This is a genomic window from Neisseria sp. HMSC065D04 (assembly GCF_001815675.1).
Classification (GTDB): domain Bacteria; phylum Pseudomonadota; class Gammaproteobacteria; order Burkholderiales; family Neisseriaceae; genus Neisseria.
On record NZ_KV821557.1, the window covers coordinates 62,023 to 77,973 of the forward strand.

General features: G+C 52.6%; 16 protein-coding genes. 1 reads left to right on the forward strand and 15 read right to left on the reverse strand.

Translation table 11 applies throughout. The features are described 5' to 3' along the window. Positions 1-88 precede the first annotated feature (88 nt). The 11 genes from HMPREF3050_RS12385 to HMPREF3050_RS12435 all read right to left on the reverse strand — a co-directional run bounded on the left by HMPREF3050_RS12385 (position 89) and on the right by HMPREF3050_RS12435 (position 12,104). Positions 89-1,264 carry a DegT/DnrJ/EryC1/StrS family aminotransferase gene (locus tag HMPREF3050_RS12385; protein WP_070774997.1) on the reverse strand — a complete coding sequence of 392 codons (1,176 nt, stop codon included), beginning with the start codon at positions 1,262-1,264 and terminating at the stop codon, positions 89-91. Then, complete coding sequence (locus tag HMPREF3050_RS12390; protein WP_070774998.1) at positions 1,257-2,039, reverse strand: formyltransferase family protein; 783 nt, start codon at positions 2,037-2,039, stop codon at positions 1,257-1,259. Before HMPREF3050_RS12390 ends, HMPREF3050_RS12385 begins: the two co-directional genes overlap by 8 nt. Before the next feature lie 48 nt (positions 2,040-2,087). Beyond that, complete coding sequence (locus tag HMPREF3050_RS12395) at positions 2,088-2,774, reverse strand: HAD family hydrolase (protein ID WP_070774999.1); 687 nt, start codon at positions 2,772-2,774, stop codon at positions 2,088-2,090. After that, the gene (locus tag HMPREF3050_RS12400; RefSeq protein ID WP_070775000.1) at positions 2,761-3,735 is read right to left on the reverse strand and encodes an ATP-grasp domain-containing protein; all 975 of its coding nucleotides are present in this window, start codon (positions 3,733-3,735) and stop codon (positions 2,761-2,763) included. Before HMPREF3050_RS12400 ends, HMPREF3050_RS12395 begins: the two co-directional genes overlap by 14 nt. Beyond that, positions 3,722-4,339 carry a sugar transferase gene (locus HMPREF3050_RS12405; RefSeq protein WP_070775001.1) on the reverse strand — a complete coding sequence of 206 codons (618 nt, stop codon included), beginning with the start codon at positions 4,337-4,339 and terminating at the stop codon, positions 3,722-3,724. Before HMPREF3050_RS12405 ends, HMPREF3050_RS12400 begins: the two co-directional genes overlap by 14 nt. Beyond that, complete coding sequence (locus HMPREF3050_RS12410) at positions 4,332-5,504, reverse strand: glycosyltransferase (protein ID WP_070775002.1); 1,173 nt, start codon at positions 5,502-5,504, stop codon at positions 4,332-4,334. Before HMPREF3050_RS12410 ends, HMPREF3050_RS12405 begins: the two co-directional genes overlap by 8 nt. A 14-nt stretch (positions 5,505-5,518) precedes the next feature. Then, positions 5,519-6,592 (reverse strand): glycosyltransferase family 4 protein, encoded by a 1,074-nt coding sequence (locus HMPREF3050_RS12415; protein ID WP_070775003.1) that lies wholly within the window; start codon positions 6,590-6,592, stop codon positions 5,519-5,521. A gap of 13 nt (positions 6,593-6,605) precedes the next feature. Beyond that, positions 6,606-7,883 carry an O-antigen ligase family protein gene (locus HMPREF3050_RS12420; RefSeq protein ID WP_070775004.1) on the reverse strand — a complete coding sequence of 426 codons (1,278 nt, stop codon included), beginning with the start codon at positions 7,881-7,883 and terminating at the stop codon, positions 6,606-6,608. A gap of 15 nt (positions 7,884-7,898) precedes the next feature. Then, positions 7,899-9,071, reverse strand: coding sequence for a glycosyltransferase (locus HMPREF3050_RS12425; protein WP_003769122.1), 1,173 nt, complete (start codon positions 9,069-9,071; stop codon positions 7,899-7,901). A gap of 127 nt (positions 9,072-9,198) precedes the next feature. Continuing rightward, positions 9,199-10,632 carry a lipopolysaccharide biosynthesis protein gene (locus HMPREF3050_RS12430; RefSeq protein ID WP_070775005.1) on the reverse strand — a complete coding sequence of 478 codons (1,434 nt, stop codon included), beginning with the start codon at positions 10,630-10,632 and terminating at the stop codon, positions 9,199-9,201. 164 nt (positions 10,633-10,796) lie between these two features. Next, positions 10,797-12,104: a nucleotide sugar dehydrogenase gene (locus tag HMPREF3050_RS12435; protein ID WP_039862706.1), complete on the reverse strand. Its 1,308-nt coding sequence runs from the start codon at positions 12,102-12,104 to the stop codon at positions 10,797-10,799. Positions 12,105-12,119: 15 nt separating this feature from the next. On the opposite strand from HMPREF3050_RS12435, the gene HMPREF3050_RS12440 reads away from it, so the two are divergent. Continuing rightward, complete coding sequence (locus tag HMPREF3050_RS12440; protein WP_070775006.1) at positions 12,120-12,392, forward strand: hypothetical protein; 273 nt, start codon at positions 12,120-12,122, stop codon at positions 12,390-12,392. 322 nt (positions 12,393-12,714) lie between these two features. Here HMPREF3050_RS12440 and ribD read toward each other — a convergent pair whose 3' ends face one another. The 4 genes from ribD to HMPREF3050_RS12460 all read right to left on the reverse strand — a co-directional run bounded on the left by ribD (position 12,715) and on the right by HMPREF3050_RS12460 (position 15,884). Continuing rightward, positions 12,715-13,812 (reverse strand): bifunctional diaminohydroxyphosphoribosylaminopyrimidine deaminase/5-amino-6-(5-phosphoribosylamino)uracil reductase RibD, encoded by a 1,098-nt coding sequence (gene ribD, locus HMPREF3050_RS12445; protein ID WP_070775007.1) that lies wholly within the window; start codon positions 13,810-13,812, stop codon positions 12,715-12,717. A 64-nt stretch (positions 13,813-13,876) separates the two neighbouring features. Further along, the gene (locus tag HMPREF3050_RS12450; RefSeq protein ID WP_246830277.1) at positions 13,877-14,407 is read right to left on the reverse strand and encodes a hypothetical protein; all 531 of its coding nucleotides are present in this window, start codon (positions 14,405-14,407) and stop codon (positions 13,877-13,879) included. Positions 14,408-14,447: 40 nt separating this feature from the next. Then, positions 14,448-14,909: a transcriptional regulator NrdR gene (gene nrdR, locus HMPREF3050_RS12455; protein ID WP_003776195.1), complete on the reverse strand. Its 462-nt coding sequence runs from the start codon at positions 14,907-14,909 to the stop codon at positions 14,448-14,450. A 132-nt stretch (positions 14,910-15,041) separates the two neighbouring features. After that, complete coding sequence (locus HMPREF3050_RS12460) at positions 15,042-15,884, reverse strand: class II glutamine amidotransferase (RefSeq protein WP_070775009.1); 843 nt, start codon at positions 15,882-15,884, stop codon at positions 15,042-15,044. Between the last annotated feature and the right edge of the window lie 67 nt (positions 15,885-15,951).

The window sequence follows — 15,951 nt, forward strand, 5'->3', positions numbered from 1 at the left end:
CTTGTCCTGATTTAAATTTAATCCACTATATTCGGCTGAAGCGGTAAACCGCCGCCGTTCCGATGAAACGGGCGCGGCGGTTTGTACTTTATGCTGTGGCTTCTGCCAACACAGCTTCGATGTGTTCTTTGCAGAACGCGATTTCGTCGTCGGTCAGCGTCGGGTGCACCAAGAACATCAGGCTGGTGTCGCCCAGTTGGACGGCGTTTTTCAGTCGCTCTTTCGGACGCCATGGCGTGTTGTCGAAGGCTTTTTCCAAATAGACTTCGGAGCAGCTTCCTTGATAGCAGGGGACTTTGCGCGCGTTCAGTTCGCTGACGATGCGGTCGCGCGTCCAGCCGTCTTTCAGGTGTTCGGGTTTGATGAAGGCGTAGAACTTGTATTGCGCGTGTTCGATGTAGTCGGCGACTTCAATCAGGCGGATGCTGGCGAACTTGCCCAAGCTTTCTGCCAGCTTGGCGGCGTGCGCTTGGCGGCGCGCCGTCCATTCGGGCATACGTTTGAGTTGGATGCGGCCGATGACTGCCTGCATTTCCATCATGCGCCAGTTGGTGCCGAAGCTTTCGTGCAGCCAGCGGAAGCCGGGGGCGTGTTCGCGGTGGTACACGGCGTCATAGCTTTTGCCGTGGTCTTTGTACGACCACATTTTGCTCCACAGCTCTTTGTCGTTGGTGGTGACCATGCCGCCTTCGCCGCCAGTGGTCATGATTTTGTCTTGGCAGAACGACCATGCGCCGACGTGTCCGATGCTGCCGACGGATTTGCCTTTGTATTTCGCGCCGTGCGCTTGGGCGCAGTCTTCGATAACCCATAAATCATGTTCTTTTGCCAAATCCATGATGCCGTCCATTTCGGCGGGCATACCGGCAAGGTGGACGACGATGATGGCTTTGGTATTCGGCGTCAGCGCGGCTTTGATGGTTTCCGCGCTGATGTTTTGGCTGTTCAAATCCACATCGGCAAACACGGGGTTTGCGCCTGCGGTAACGATGCAGGAAGCGGAGGCGAGGAAGGTGCGCGAGGTAACGACGACGTCGTCGCCTGCGCCGATGCCCATTGCTTTAAGCGCGACATCGAGTGCCAGCGTGCCGTTGGAAAGGGCGACGGCGTATTGCGTGCCGGCGAAGGCGGCGAATTCTTTTTCAAATTCACGGCATTCGGTACCCGTCCAATAGTTGACTTTGTTGGACAGCAGGACTTTGGAAACGGCGTCGGCTTCTTCTTGGGTGAAGCTCGGCCACGGGGAGAGGGATGTGTTAAGCATTGGCTTTTCCTGCGAAAAGGCTGGTGGAGTCTTTGGGGGCGACTTCTTCCAGCAGTTGGCGGTTGATTAAGGTGTATTTTTGACCGTTGATTTCGACGTATGCACCGTCGTAAGGCGGGAACCAGAAGGCGCGGATTTTTTTCTCGACGTCGTCGCCGTCGCGGATTTGCTTCATGGCTTCCATTTCGTCGCGGCTGACGTAACGACCACCGATGTTGGGCGTGGTCGGCAGTTTGGCTTGCGCTTCGACGGCGCGGGCGATAATGCGTTGTGCGAACGGCTCCAATGCCTGCATGGTTTTGCGTTCGAGCGATTGGGCGGTTTCGGCGGCGGGGTCAATGGGGAAACGGTCCACTTCGATGATTTCGCCGGTGTCGATGGAGGCGTCGACGTAGTGGGCGGTGCTGCCCCACTCGGACAATTCGTCCATGATAGCGAGATTGTAGCCGCCCGTGCCTTTGTATTCGGGCAACAGGGCAGGGTGGAAGTTGATCGTACCCAAGCGCGGGATGGTCAGGAATTCGTCGCGCAGTTTGCGCCAGTAGAGTACGGACAAGCCCAAATCGTATTTCAGACGACCTTCCTTCATCGCTTCCAAGGCGGTATCGAAAGTGTAGAGCGGCAAGCCCAATTCTTTGGCGGCGGCGGTCGTCGGCGAGCCTTGCAGGTGGCTGTCGGTCAGAACGCCGACGATTTCGATGCCGTCTTGTGAGGATAAGAGTCGGAGCAGGTTGGCGGAAAGCCGTTTACGTCCCATGAATAATATTTTCGTCATGAAATAGTCCTTTTTAGTATCGTGAGTGTACGTTTGATTATGTAATGTTTAAATGCTTGAATTGCCCAAAGATGCTAAATCTTGAAGGGAGTCAATCCAAAAGTTGGGATGATATTCTGTGTTAAAACTTTCAGGCAGGTGACGGTGGATGTTTTGTCCGGAGGGACGCAATCCTATGGTTATCCAGCCCAAAGCGTTCGGCGCGATAAAGTCTTTGGAAATGTTGTCGCCGATATAGATGAAGCAGTCTGCCTTTTCGGCATATTTGTCTTGTAAATAGCGGAAGCGTTTGCCGTCGGGCTTTTCCGAAGCGCAGGCTTCGGAGACGAGGATGTCGTCAAACAGGGAATACAGCCCCAAGGCTTCCAGTTTCAAGCGTTGGGTCAGGCTTCTGCCGTCGGTAATCAGCGCGCGTGCGGCGAAGGGCGCGGTCAGCTCGGACAGGAAATCATGCGGGGCATACGGCGTCAGCGTCGGGCGGTGCAGCCGGTATTGCCACAGAAGAACCTGTTTTTCCGATTCGTTGAAACCGCAGTGGCGGCACAACTTGTCCAGCCAGTCTTTACCGTCGGGGTCGATACTGCGCCATAGGTCGTCTGAATCCCAATCGGGATACAGGGTGGCGACGGTATCGACGATTGCGCGGATGCCGGAGAGCTTGTATTCGTATTCCGAGTACAGCGTATCGTCCAAGTCGAAGACAATGACGGCGGTTTCGGGATTAATCGTTTTCATGAACCAAGACCTTGGCATCGTAGCGCAGCATGATGAGGTTGTTTTCCCAGTCGTCTGAAAACGGGATTTCTTCGTTGCGGAAGTATTCGTGCATCAGCCAGCCCGGATAATTGCCGCCTGCGGCATACGTCAGCGGGAAGCCGCCGCCGAAGCGGGGGTTGATTTCCACGCCGTAGAATTCGCCGGTTTCTTCGTTGCAGAAGAATTGCGCCGTAATACAGCCTCGCGCGCCTTCCAATACCGCCATTTTTTCCAGCAGCGTTTGGTAGAGGCTGTTTTTGCGGGTAATGCCTTTGCTGACTTCGCCGGAGCGCACTTCCAAGCGTTTTCGCGGGATGGCGCATTTCAGACGACCTTCATGGTCGTAATACATATCGACGGTAAATTCGGAAAATTCGTTTTCGATGTCGATAAGTTCGCAGAACATCAACTTGGGGTCGTCCACGATTTCAGGCGTCAGGCAGGCAGGCGTGTCGATCCGTTTGGCACCGATGGCGCGGCTGCCGTCGTAGGGTTTGGCGAAGCAAGGGAAAACCAGCTTCCCGCGGTCGTAAATTTCGGGCGAACGTATGCCGTAGCGGGCAAACAAGCTGGCGGTTTTCCGTTTGTCGCGGCATTGCGCGATGAAGTCCGAGTCGGAAACGACGATGTGGATGCCTGCCGCTTCGAAGCGTTCGCGCTCGTCTGCCAGCTTTTGCAGTTCGGTGTCTATGGTCGGGATGATTAAACCGATGTTTTCGCGTACCGCCAGATCGAAAATGCTGTCGATATACGAATCAGCGCTAATCAGCGGCACTTCAAACGAACCGTCCGAAACGTGGCAGGCGGAGGACATACGCGGCACCAAATCCGTCGTCAAAATCTTGACGTCGTCTGAAAACTTGGCCGCTTCGGTTTGAAAATCCTGTACCAATTCAACGCGCCTTCCCGCGGAAAGGATAAGTACGTTATTTTTTCGCATCAGTGTCATTTCCTGTGAAATAGGGCATGGTGGCTTCTCCCTCAGCCGAAATACCTTCTTTGATAAAGACTTTTTTGACTGTCAGAAACAGGATTTTCATATCCAGCCAAAAACTGTAATGGTCGATATACCAAATATCGTGTGCGAACTTTTCGTCCCACGAAAGCGCGTTGCGCCCGTTGATCTGCGCCCAACCGGTTACGCCGGGCCTCATTTCGTGGCGGCGGTTTTGAAATTCGTTGTAAAGCGGCAGGTAGCTCATCAACAGCGGTCTTGGGCCGACCAGGCTCATCTCTCCTTTTAGAACGTTCCAAAGCTCAGGAAGTTCGTCCAAGCTTGTCGCGCGCAGTTTCTTGCCGAAAGGGGTCAGCCGCTCGCTGTCGGGCAGCGGGTTGCCGTCTTTATCGACCGCATCGCGCATGGAGCGGAATTTGATCATTTTGAATGGTTTGCCGTCTTTGCCCGGCCGCTCTTGGGTGAAGAAGACGGGTTCGCCCAAGTTTTTGCGGATGAGGTATATCAAAATCAAAAATACGGGCGAGAGGAAAATCAGTCCTGAGGCGGAGGCGATGATGTCAAACAGGCGTTTGAAGAATTTACTCATGGGCTAATCTTTCAATCAGGTTGACGATTTTTTGATACGCCACGTCGCGCTTGAAGCGGCGGACGATTTCGTCGGATTGAACGGGGTCGTTTTTGCGCGCCAGAATGTCTTTGGCGGCTTGGACGAAGCTGTCCACGTCGCCGGAACGGTAGTCCGCATGCGGCAGCAGGGAGAGGACTTCGGCGACTTCGTCGTTGACTTGGCTGTTTAAAATCGGTTTTTGCAATGCCATATAGTCGGACAGTTTGTTGGTAATCGACTGCATGGCGTAGGAATGGATGGCGTTGACGGAGATGTCGCAGCCCTTGGCGACCGACATCATTTCGGCGTAGGGGATGTAGCCGTAAAACTTGATGCCCTCGCAGGCATATTGTTTGAGCCTGTCCAAATCGGGGCCGCCGCCCATGATGTGCAGCTCTACATTTTTGCCGTCGTCCAACAGTTTCCGAACGCCTTTGCACACGGTTTCGACGTCATAGCTGTAACTGAGCGTACCCAAGTAGAAGAAACGGGTTTTGCTGTCGCCGAAGTCTTTTGCCGGCGCGGCATCGAGTTTCGGAAAATCCGCGCCGATATAGACGACTTCGCCGGGAACGTTCGGATTGGCTTCTTTGGCGCGGTCGAGGTAGGTCTGCGACACGGCGACCAGCGCGTCGGCGTAGCGGTAGGCTCGGTTGGCGCGGGAGGAGAAGGGCAGCAGGTTGTGCGGGATTTTTTTCAAAAACGGCACGACCGAGGAGAAAGACTCCGGCCATACGTCCTGCACGTCGATAATCAGCTTGTAGCCCAAACGCGCTTTGTGTTCGCCCAAAAGCAGGTTGGTGGCGATCAGCGGATAGGCGGAAAAGACGACGTCTTGTTCGCCCGGGCGGCAGTTGTTCAGCCATTGCTCAAAATGTTTGACGAACACATGATGGCTTTTGACGCGGTCCAGCGAGACGTTTTTGTCGTAGCCGCTCTCTTCCAACAGCATGACTTTCAGACGACCTTGCGAGGCAGATTCGGCATCTTCAGGTCGTCTGAAAGATTTGTCGTAGTGTTTGAAATTGCTGGTAATCAGCAGCACGTCATGAGACTGCGACAACAGCTCGGCTAGATACCAGAAGCGGTTGAAATGCGGCTCGGACGGCAGAGAACAGTAGGGGGCGACGATGGTGATGTTCATATTTTCAGACGACCTCACATATCGTAAGCGGCCATTGTGGTGCGATAGATTTCATCATCGGAACACAAGGTCTCAACGTGTTTATGCAGGGCTTTGCCCATTTTTTCGCGCAACTCGGGTTGCTTGATGAGTTGATCGACGGCTTCGATAAAGGCTTCGTCTTCGCCGAAGGGGAAACAGTATCCGGTTTCGCCGGTAATGACCATTTCGGAAATGCCGCCCATGTTGTAGGTCACGACGGGCGTGTCGTAGAGGCCGGCTTCAAGGATGTTGTTGCCGACGCCTGCTCCGTGGTCGCCGATGCAGTGCGGCGTGTTTACCAAAATATCCACGTCTTTGAAATAACCGGTCAAATCGCGCACGCCGCCGAGGAAGGTAACTTTGTCGTCTATGCCCAGGCGTTTCGCTTGCGCTTTCAGATTGTCCATTTCTTCGCCTATGCCCGCTACGTTCAGGCGTACGGGCATATCGCGGTCGACCATTTTCTTAAAGATGTCCAGCATCACATGCACGGCGCGGACGGTATCCAAGCGCGACAGCGTACCGAGCATGACGTAGTCTTTGGCAGTTTTTTCAGGAACGTAATCGGCTTTGTGCAGGGCGTTGTAGGTGTAGGTGATGCGGTTGGCAGGGAAGCCGTGGCGGATGAGTTTTTCCTGCTCGTGCCTGCAGTTGCCGATGATGTATACGCCCAGTTTGTCGAAAAGTTTGGCGATTTTGGGATAGGTTTCAGCATCCAAACCGCGCGCGTGGTAGAACACTTTGGTTTTCGGTGAAGAGATTTTCGCCGCGATGGCACAGGCTGGAACGATACGCGCCATTTGGCAGTGGATGATGTCGGGTTTTTCTTGTTTCAACATCTTCATGTAGGCGAACATGCCTTTGATGTAGCCCAAGATGCCGCCCTGATAAAAATCAATCGGACGCCATTGGATGCCCAAGGCTTGGGCTTCTTTGATGAGCGGGCCATCGGAAGAGGCAAGGACGACCTCGTGGCCGCGCTGCCTGAGCAACCGTCCTAAGCGGAAGGTCGCGTTTTCAGTGCCGCCGAGGCCGGACATGGAAGTAGTCAAAACAATTTTTTTCATATCATGTTTTCTATCAAGGGGTGTATCGGTACGCGTTATACGCCGTATCGCGCTGCGGCAGGACGCTGTACAGGAAAATCAAAAAGCAGGGCAGCCAGAGGAAGGGCATACGCAAAATGGTGGACGGGATGAAGCCGCCCAAAATAAACAGGCAGATTGCCGCCAAGCCGATGGCTTTTTGTTTGTTCCGCAGGTTTTGGCTTAAAAAGACGTTCACTGCATACCAAATGATGTAACAGATGAAGCCGATTAAGGAAATCATGCCGAAGCCCAAATACAGTTCGATGATGAAACTGTGCGGATTTTCAAAACCGAGGCTGTCGCTCAAATGCCCGCCGAAGTATTCCTGAAAGTTTTTAGGGCCGTAGCCGTAAAGCAAAAGCGGCGGATTGCTCCAGAAGTAGTTGTAAATTTCTTGGCGGTAGCCGACCGAGTTGTCACTCTCCAAATTGAACAGGAACAAATACAGGCGGGAAGAAATGTTTTCCAAAAAGGCATTGCCGTGCATCGAGAGCAGGAAATCGGCAATGTACTGTTTCGGAATCATCGACAAGCCTGCACCTGTAACGCCTATGGTCATCAGCGTAAACAGCCCGTTGTTACGGTAAATCAAGTTCAGGATAAACAAAATGATGTAACTCATCGTCGCCGTACGCGATGCGCTGGCGAAAACAATCGCGCCCAAACTCAAAAATAAAATCCAGCCGAACAAATATTCCCTCTTGTTGACGCCGATATTGAAAAATATCAACACGGCAGGTGCGAAGAAGAGGGCGGTCGTACCCAAGTTGTTGGGGTTGAAGAAGAAGCCTTTAATCACGCCGGCCTCAATCGCCAAAATTTCGTCTGATTTGACAAACTGGATGCCGGTCAACACCTCGATAACGGGCGGAATAATGATAAAGGCGCAAAAGTAAACCAACAGCCTGCGTACGAAGCGCAAGGGGTTTTCGTGTCGGCTCAAAATCAGATACAGCAGGTAAAACAAACCGGCGACCGACAGGAAGAAAAAGGTATCCATGACCCTGACCGAATCCAAGGGCGTGATGAACAGATGGATTGCGCTCCAGCCGGTCATCAGCCCGACCGCCATAAGCATGAGTCCTGCCTTGCTATTGAATGTTTTGTTTTCTATGAAAAAAATCAGCAGGGTGGCAGGCACCAGCAAAAGGGTCAGCGGATTGTCGATACGCGGAATCCCCAGCTTATACGACAGCATCGGCCCCAGCATGTAGGCGGTAACCATCGTATAAAGCATAGTAATGTATATATTTTGTTTTTTAATTTTCACGTTGCTTCCTGAAATTTAGGTCGTTCCAAGAGCTTTATTATATGCAGAAATGATTTGTTCGGTAACGGGACGCTCTCCAAATTCTTTCAGGCAGTTTTCGCGCAACAGGCGCGGGAAATATTTTTTTCGGTTCCGATAGAGGGAGATAAGTGCTTCCGTTAGCGATTTTTGGTCCCCGACATCGACCAAAAGCCCGTTGGATGGATTGACGATAGTCTCAGGACCGCCACAGCGCGTCGCGATGACGGGCAGTCCTTGCGCCAAAGCCTCGATGAAAACGACGCCGAAAGTTTCGTGGCGGCTGGCCAATACGAAGGCATCGCTTTGATACATCAATTCCAAGACTTCTTCGTTTTTCAGACGACCTTCAAAGATAACGTTGTTTTCCAGCCCCAAGTCTTTTGCCAAACGGTGCAGCTTGAATTCTTCATAACCGCCCCCGCCGATTTTCAGCTTCAGGTTCGGATAGGCTTTGACTGCTTCGGCAAAGGCGGGCAGCAGGATGTCGTAGCCTTTTTTATGTTGCAGGTGTGCGACCGAGCAGAAGGTAAAGTCTTCGTTGGCGGGTTTGTCGGCAAGGTCGATCGGCGCTTCAAAGCTGGCGGACAGGATATTGGGAACATATTGCCACTCCAATCCGCGGTATTCTTCTTTCAGCAGTTCGGCAAAGTCGCGGCTGACGGCCAGGCGGCAGGCGGCGTTTTGGGCGGCGGCATACATCAGTGGGCGTTGCCAGTTGCGGATAAGTTTGCGGGCGTAGGTGGTGCTGTGTTCGGTGATGACATACGGAATGCCGGTTGCTTTGTGGATTTCGTATGCAATGATGCCGCCGCTGTTGACGCAGTGCGCGTGCAGGACGTCGGGCATGCCGTGGTCTGCAACGTATCGGCGGAACAGTTTCATACTGGCGGCGATTTCCCGTTTGCGGTCGATATGCGGGATGCGCGGGAAGAAAAACATGCTGTCGTACACATAAGTCGGTACGTCTTTGTCGATGTAGGTCCTTATTCCGTAATTTTTCGGGTTGAACGCAGTTTTTGCCTGAGTTCTGAACGAACGGAATATCGGTGCGACGACCCCTACTTTAACTCCGGAGCGTTGCAAGGCTTGTGCTTGCAGGCGGAAAAAGATTCCGTTGACGTCGTCCGGAGTGGATGGATACCAAGAAGGAATGATTAATGTATGCATGATAATACCTGTGTCGAGTGTGTCGGCGTACAAGCCGCATAGGTTGCGGACAGGGCACAAAATCAAAGATTCTCGGTGAGTAAGCGTTTTTTAGCGGCAGAATCAAAAACTGCACGCAGTATGGTTGTTATTGTGTTGAGTGTTTTTTATTCAGACGACCTTTCACTACTGATAAAGCTGAAGAAAGTGGTGTTTTGTATTTCACAGTCAGGGCAATCAAACCTGCCAGCCAGATTAAAGCAAAAATGTAGTAGTTGCCGGCGTTGCCGAAGTAGGTGTAGCCCAGGCACAAAATCAGGCAGAGTACGGTATGGGTATAAATTTTCCGGCAGGGCAACTTTTGCCACATCCTTGAAGACAATTCGGTCTTAATGAGCATAAACACCCAAAAAGAAGTCGCACTCGCCATTGCGGCGCCCCGTGCGCCCAAGAGCGGAACCAGCCAATACAGCAGGCCGAAGTTCAGCAGGAATGCCGCAATATTGACTGCGGTAATCAGCCAGGTTTTTTTGACGACGTTCAAACCGATGCCGGTCACTTCCGTCAGCGTATAAAACAAAGGAAACATCATGCACGACAGTAAAATAAACTGTACCGATGCATATTTCCCGGGAAGGATCCAAGTGACCACCGGCGAAAAAATACCGATAAAGCAAACCATCGCGCTGATGAGCGCAGTCATCGACAGGGTAATGCCGCCGATTTTGTCGAGGTTGGTGTTGTCTTCAACCCATTTGAACACCAATGGCGCCCATATGGTTGAGAATACGCTTTGGAAAATCAGGGCGACAGCGCCGAAGCTGACCGCCATTGAGTAAATCCCCAGTTGCTCCAAACTTGCCATTTCTTTCAAAACAAAACGGTCGATAGACGTCAGCCCCCAGTAGGCGAGATTGCCGAATGCCAAAGGCAGTCCGTATTGCAGACCCATTTTGTGCAGCTTTGCCGACCAAGGCGAACGGATGGCGGCGGCCAAATCCGTTCGGGTTTGGTAGATCAATACAGCGACGGTCAGTATTTGGGCGGCGGTATAGGCAAAGACCAGGCTGGTGGTATGGGTTGGCAAACCGATTAGGATGAAGAGCAAAACTAAAACTAAAATCAGGAATTTCGGTGTCAGCTGGCTGAGTGAGAAAGCAATTGCCTTTTCCTGCATCCGTAGGATGAGCGAGAAAAAGCGGATAAACAGGGTGGTCAGTAAAAAAACTAAAAACAGAATACCCAGCTTGGTGTTGTTCAAATCAAAAATAATTTCGGAAGGCCAAGAGGGATTCCACAAAAGTATCAGCAATACCCCGACAATGCTCAAAACAAACGGGGACAGGCTGAAGGATTTGAACAGCGCGGCTTTGTCTTCGCTGGCGTAGTATTCGCGGATATACGCCTGATCCAAGCCCAGCCCCAAAATCAGGATGGTCAGAGCGGATATGGTTTGCAGTAAGACGATACGGCCGATGTCTTCCGCAGGGTAGTACCATGAAATCAGCGGAAGCGAGAGGATGCCGAAAGCCGCACTGCCTATCGGACCCAAAGCATAGCCGAGTATTTTTCTTATATTCATAAATAGGAGGGATTGGCTGCCGCCAAGATTTTCAGACGACCTGAAAACGCAGCAGCATCATATAAATAAGGGCTTTCTTAGGTCGTCTGAAAACAAACGGTCTAAGAAAGCCGACTGCCTGCCGAAACCCGTCGGCAGGCAGTCTGCCTCAATCGTCAAAGGTATTACGCTTTCACGACTTTCGGGTTTTTCGCAGGGAACTTGCCGCGCGTATCGACAATCAGTTTGGCGTGTTCGGCAATCATGTCGTAGTCAAACTTATCGTGGTCGGTGGTCAGGACTACACAGTCGTATTTCGCTACGGTTTCCGGCGTCAGCGGCTCGCTCTTCAGGTCGAAGTAGTGGTGGCCGGGGATGTACGGGAACTCAAGCACGTGCGGGTCAGAGTAGGAAATGTTTGCCCCCAATTTGTGCAGGCGGTCCATCACTTCCACAGACGGGCTTTCGCGCATGTCGTCCACATTTTTCTTGTAGGCGATACCCAAAACCAAGATTTTGCTGTCTTTGATGGAACGGTTGTGTTCGTTCAAAGCCAAGCCCACTTTGCTGATGACGTAATCGGGCATATGGGAGTTCACTTCGCCTGCCAGCTCGATGAAGCGGGTGTTCACGCCGTATTCGCGCGCTTTCCAAGTCAGGTAGAACGGGTCGATGGGGATACAGTGACCGCCCAAGCCCGGACCGGGATAGTAGGCAACGAAGCCGAACGGTTTGGTTGCCGCGGCGGCGATGACTTCGTGAATATCGACATCCATTTTGTCGGCGACGATTTTCATCTCGTTCACCAAACCGATGTTCACGGCGCGGTGGATGTTTTCCAGAAGTTTGGTCAGCTCGGCGGCTTTGGTAGAGCTTACCGGTACGACTTTGTCGATGGCAGGCTGATACAGCGCGATACCGACTTCCAAACAAGCAGGAGTATGACCGCCGATGACTTTCGGGATGGTGCGGGTTTCAAAATTCGGGTTGCCCGGGTCTTCACGTTCCGGAGAGTACACCAAGAACACGTCTTTACCGACTTTCAAGCCGCCTTCTTCAACGCGCGGCAGCAATTCTTCTTCGGTCGTACCGGGGTAGGTGGTGGATTCCAAAGACAGCACTTGACCGGCGCGAAGGTAAGGTTTCACCGCGTCGGTGGTGTCGATAACGAAACTCATGTCCGGCTCGCGGTATTTGTTCAACGGAGTCGGTACGCACAAAATCACGGCTTCCACTTCGCCGATGCGGGAGAAGTCGGTGGTGGCTTCAAACAGGCTGTTAGAAGCAGCGGCGATTTTCTCGGCAGGAATATGCTCGATGTAGGTCTCGCCTTTGTTGAGTTTGTCGACTTTGGTTTTGTCGATGTCGAAGCCCAAAACCTGATAACCGATGTCCACATAACGGAGCATCAGCGGCAGGCCGACATAGCCCAGGCCGACGATGCCGATTTTGGCGGTTTTATCTGCAAATTTCTGAATGGTAATATTTTTCATGACAAGTCTCATGTGATGGAAAAGGGCGTGCCGCACAGTGCAAAATGCCGCAGCAGAACCCCGGCCGGCAGTCATAAAAACAGCAGGGTCGGAATCCGTTTTGTCGGTGTCGAAAATAAATCTTTCCCTAAGATTGGTTTTGGACGTAAAAGTTTTGCATGTGCAAATGCAGCATTGCCCGACGATAATGGAGTGTTGGGAAATGTTTATGCAAATATTATAATCAAGCTCGGCGGTAAGATTTTGAATTGTATTATTTTTAGTGATGACTATACCGTTAGTGACTAAATATAATATCGGAAATACAAATAATTAATAAAAATTAGTATTAATATATTTGCGTAATTTAACCTAAAATTAATATTACTTCAGTATATGTTGAAGCGGTATTTGTAACTCTGTCAAGCAAATCAGGCGATGCAGTATAGTGGATTAAAATTGCAATGATACGGCGTTGCCAACGCCCTTATGTACTACCCGTACACGGCGGGCGTTGCCGCCTTGTCTCATTTTTATTTTAATCCACTATAAAACACCGTTGCTTCTGACAAAAAGGTCGTCTGAAAACCCAAATCAGTTTTCAGACGACCTTTCTGGTTTACGAGGCAGCCTATTTTCTACGCAAAACCCATTTTACGTCCTGCCCGATCAGCTCTACCGAACGGCTTTCCCACTCGCCTTCCGAAGCTAAAACGGCAGGGTTGGCAGGGAGGGTGAGCAGGCTTCTGCCTTCGCCTAAGATTTTCGGCGCTTGGTATAACACGATTTCATCTGCCAAGCCTGATTCGATAAAGGCGGAGGTCAGTGTCGCGCCCGCTTCGACCATAATCTCGCCGTAGCCCAGTTCTGCCAATTGGGGCAGCAGTGCGGCAAGGTCTATACGTCCGGCGGCGTTTTCAGACGACCTCAAGATGCGGATATGATTGAACGCGCGGTATGGTTTGAGGCGTTCTTCATCATCGACGGCGGTTACGATGACGGTGGGGCTGAGGTCGTCTGAAACCATGTGGCTGTTCAACGGCGTTTGCAGTTTGCTGTCCAATACGATACGCGCGGGCTGGCGCAGGGTCTGGAAGGCGCGGACGTTGAGGCGCGGGTTGTCGGCAAGCACCGTGCCGATGCCGGTTAAGACGGCGCAGCTTTCCGCGCGTAAGGTCTGTACGTCCGCCCTTGCGGCTTCACCGGTAATCCAGTAGCTGCGTCCGTCGGCGAGCGCGGTTTTGCCGTCCAAGCTGGCGGCGCATTTGACGCGGACAAACGGGCGGCCGCGTTCGATACGGGAAAGGAAGCCGCGGTTGAGTTCGCGCGCTTCGGTTTCCAGCAAACCGCTTTCGGTGCGGATGCCTGCGGCTTCGAGCATTGCCAAACCTTTGCCTTCCACCAGAGGATTGGGATCGGTTATGGCAGCGACCACGCGCGACACGCCCGAACCGATTAGGGCTTCGGCGCAGGGCGGTGTACGGCCGTAATGGCTGCACGGTTCGAGCGTCACATAAGCCGTCGCCCCGCGCGCCATTTCGCCCGCCTGCCGCAGCGCATGCACTTCGGCATGCGGTTCGCCCGCTTTGACATGAAACCCTTGTCCGACGATTTGACTGCCGTGTGCAATCACGCAGCCGACGCGGGGATTGGGGGAAGTGGAAAAACGCCCGAGCCGCGCAAGGGCAAGGGCGTTTTGCATCATTTGGGTATCAATACAATCAAACATAATGTGGATTTCTTAAAGTTTTCCGTTTTCAGACGACCTTTGCCGTGTTTTATTCGTTCAAACGCTAATGCGCCAGACTCACTTCTTTTAAAACGACGGACAAATCTTTCTGCCCCGCATGATGGCTGTACGCGCAAACGGTATAAATATTGGCTTCGTGAATGGCGATGCAATATTGGTTGAACGTACCTTGCCGGTCTTCGCGGTCGGTTTGGTAATTCATGCGGTTGTCGGTGGCGATACCGACGCGGACATTTTGAGTTTCGTCCGATTGCAGGGCGGTTTTGAGTTCGGCGAAATAGGTTTTGGCATCCGTTTGCGCCGGGCCGTTGTTCGCCGCATAAATGGTAATGCGTGCTTCAGGGTCGTGTTGGAGCAGAATCAGGTTGGAGGCAGGGACGTTTTTCGGATGGCGGGCGGAATCGGCGATGATGTCGGTGAAGTGGCTGTTATGGACGGAGATAGAAATTTTGCCATCCATGCTCGTCAGCGTTTGAACCGTATCGGAGGCAGCTTTCGACGCCGCATCGCCCTGTTCGGGGCTGCAGGCGGCAAGGCAGAATAGTGCGGCGGCTACGGATAAAACTCTTTTCATAAACATCCTCTTCATCATCAACACACCGCTTTCAGACGACCTATTTCCCGTCGGTCTGCACCAGCGTGGCGATTGCCTGAGTAAACTCGGACACGTCGTTGAAACTTTTATACACGGAAGCAAAACGGACATAGGCGACCTGATCGATTTTTGCCAATTCCTCCATCGCCATTTCCCCCACCATGCGCGACGGCACTTCCTTGTTGCCCGACTGATACAGACGCTGCTCAATCAGCGCGACCGTTTCATCGATTTTTTCCTGGGCAATCGGGCGTTTGTGCAAAGCCCGTTCCAAACTGGTTCTCAGCTTGTGCGGATTAAACGCCACGCGCGTACCGTTGGATTTAATCACCTGCGGCATCCGCATTTCGACCGTTTCAAACGTACTGAACCGCTGCCCGCACTCCACGCAACGGCGGCGGCGGCGGATGCTGTTCGTCTCTTCCAAGAGCCGCGAATCAGTGACTTGAGTATTGGGATGCTGACAAAACGGACATTTCATAAGTTTTTGAATTTATTTGTTTGTGAAACGGAATTGTAGCCGATTGAGCTATTCCCGTATAGTCGGTGGGTTTATTATGGGTTGAAGGGGTCGTCTGAAAGCCGTTTTCTGTTTTCAGACGACCTCTTTGTTTTAAACGGATACGCCGACGGCGCGGGCGATTGCCAAGCCTTCTTCTACGCTCATGTAGACGGGTTGTTCAGGACGGTCGCTGCGGGCAATGTCGCCTTGTCGGAACATGACCAGTTCGTCCACTGCCAGTTGCGACCAGGTTTCGTCTCGGGTCAGCGGTAAGGTGGCAATGACGGCGACTTTGTCGTTTGGGGTGGTGACTTCGGAAAAATCGACCATGACGTCGTCGTCCAAAAGCCGTGCTTTGCCGAACGGGGCTTTGCGTACGATGTAGTGCAAAAGCGTGCTGGCGTGGGCAAACAGGTTGTCGCCGTTGGACATAACGAAGTTGAACAATCCGAAGCGGCGGATTTCGTGGGTCAGCGCGGCGAGGGCGTCGAATAGGGTGTCCGGGTCGGGCTTGCTGGCGAAGCGGCTGCGCAGGCGGTTGAGGATGTGGCAGAAGGCGCGTTCGGAGTCGGTGGTGCCGACGGCATGGTAATACTCGCCTTGTTCGGGGTAGAAATCGATTAAATGTCCGTTGTGTGCAAACAGCCAGTATTCGCCCCACATTTCGCGCATGAAGGGGTGGGTGTTGGCCAGCGAGGTTTGTCCTTGCGAGGCTTTGCGGATGTGGGCGATGACGTTTTCGGATTTGATTTGGTAGGCGCGAACGAGGTCGGCGACGGGCGAGGCGGCGCTGGGTTTGTCGTCGTGGAACAGGCGTACGCCTTTGCCTTCGAAAAAGCCGATGCCGAAACCGTCTGCATGGTGGTCGGTAATGCCGCCGCGGCGGCGGAAGCCTTCAAAGGAAAAGACGATGTCTGTGGGGGTGTTACAGTTCATGCCGAGCAGTTGGCACATGATGTTGACCTTTGTTATTTTGATGTGGGGGTTGAGGGTATAGTGGATTAACTTTAAACCAGTACGG

Coding starts and splice junctions, on each gene's coding strand:
- HMPREF3050_RS12385 (WP_070774997.1), bottom strand. CDS start 1,264: ATGCTTAACACATCCCTCTCCCCGTGGCCGAGCTTCACCCAAGAAGAA.
- HMPREF3050_RS12390 (WP_070774998.1), bottom strand. CDS start 2,039: ATGACGAAAATATTATTCATGGGACGTAAACGGCTTTCCGCCAACCTG.
- HMPREF3050_RS12395 (WP_070774999.1), bottom strand. CDS start 2,774: ATGAAAACGATTAATCCCGAAACCGCCGTCATTGTCTTCGACTTGGAC.
- HMPREF3050_RS12400 (WP_070775000.1), bottom strand. CDS start 3,735: ATGCGAAAAAATAACGTACTTATCCTTTCCGCGGGAAGGCGCGTTGAA.
- HMPREF3050_RS12405 (WP_070775001.1), bottom strand. CDS start 4,339: ATGAGTAAATTCTTCAAACGCCTGTTTGACATCATCGCCTCCGCCTCA.
- HMPREF3050_RS12410 (WP_070775002.1), bottom strand. CDS start 5,504: ATGAACATCACCATCGTCGCCCCCTACTGTTCTCTGCCGTCCGAGCCG.
- HMPREF3050_RS12415 (WP_070775003.1), bottom strand. CDS start 6,592: ATGAAAAAAATTGTTTTGACTACTTCCATGTCCGGCCTCGGCGGCACT.
- HMPREF3050_RS12425 (WP_003769122.1), bottom strand. CDS start 9,071: ATGCATACATTAATCATTCCTTCTTGGTATCCATCCACTCCGGACGAC.
- HMPREF3050_RS12430 (WP_070775005.1), bottom strand. CDS start 10,632: ATGAATATAAGAAAAATACTCGGCTATGCTTTGGGTCCGATAGGCAGT.
- HMPREF3050_RS12435 (WP_039862706.1), bottom strand. CDS start 12,104: ATGAAAAATATTACCATTCAGAAATTTGCAGATAAAACCGCCAAAATC.
- HMPREF3050_RS12440 (WP_070775006.1), top strand. CDS start 12,120: ATGGAAAAGGGCGTGCCGCACAGTGCAAAATGCCGCAGCAGAACCCCG.
- ribD (WP_070775007.1), bottom strand. CDS start 13,812: ATGTTTGATTGTATTGATACCCAAATGATGCAAAACGCCCTTGCCCTT.
- HMPREF3050_RS12450 (WP_246830277.1), bottom strand. CDS start 14,407: ATGAAAAGAGTTTTATCCGTAGCCGCCGCACTATTCTGCCTTGCCGCC.
- nrdR (WP_003776195.1), bottom strand. CDS start 14,909: ATGAAATGTCCGTTTTGTCAGCATCCCAATACTCAAGTCACTGATTCG.
- HMPREF3050_RS12460 (WP_070775009.1), bottom strand. CDS start 15,884: ATGTGCCAACTGCTCGGCATGAACTGTAACACCCCCACAGACATCGTC.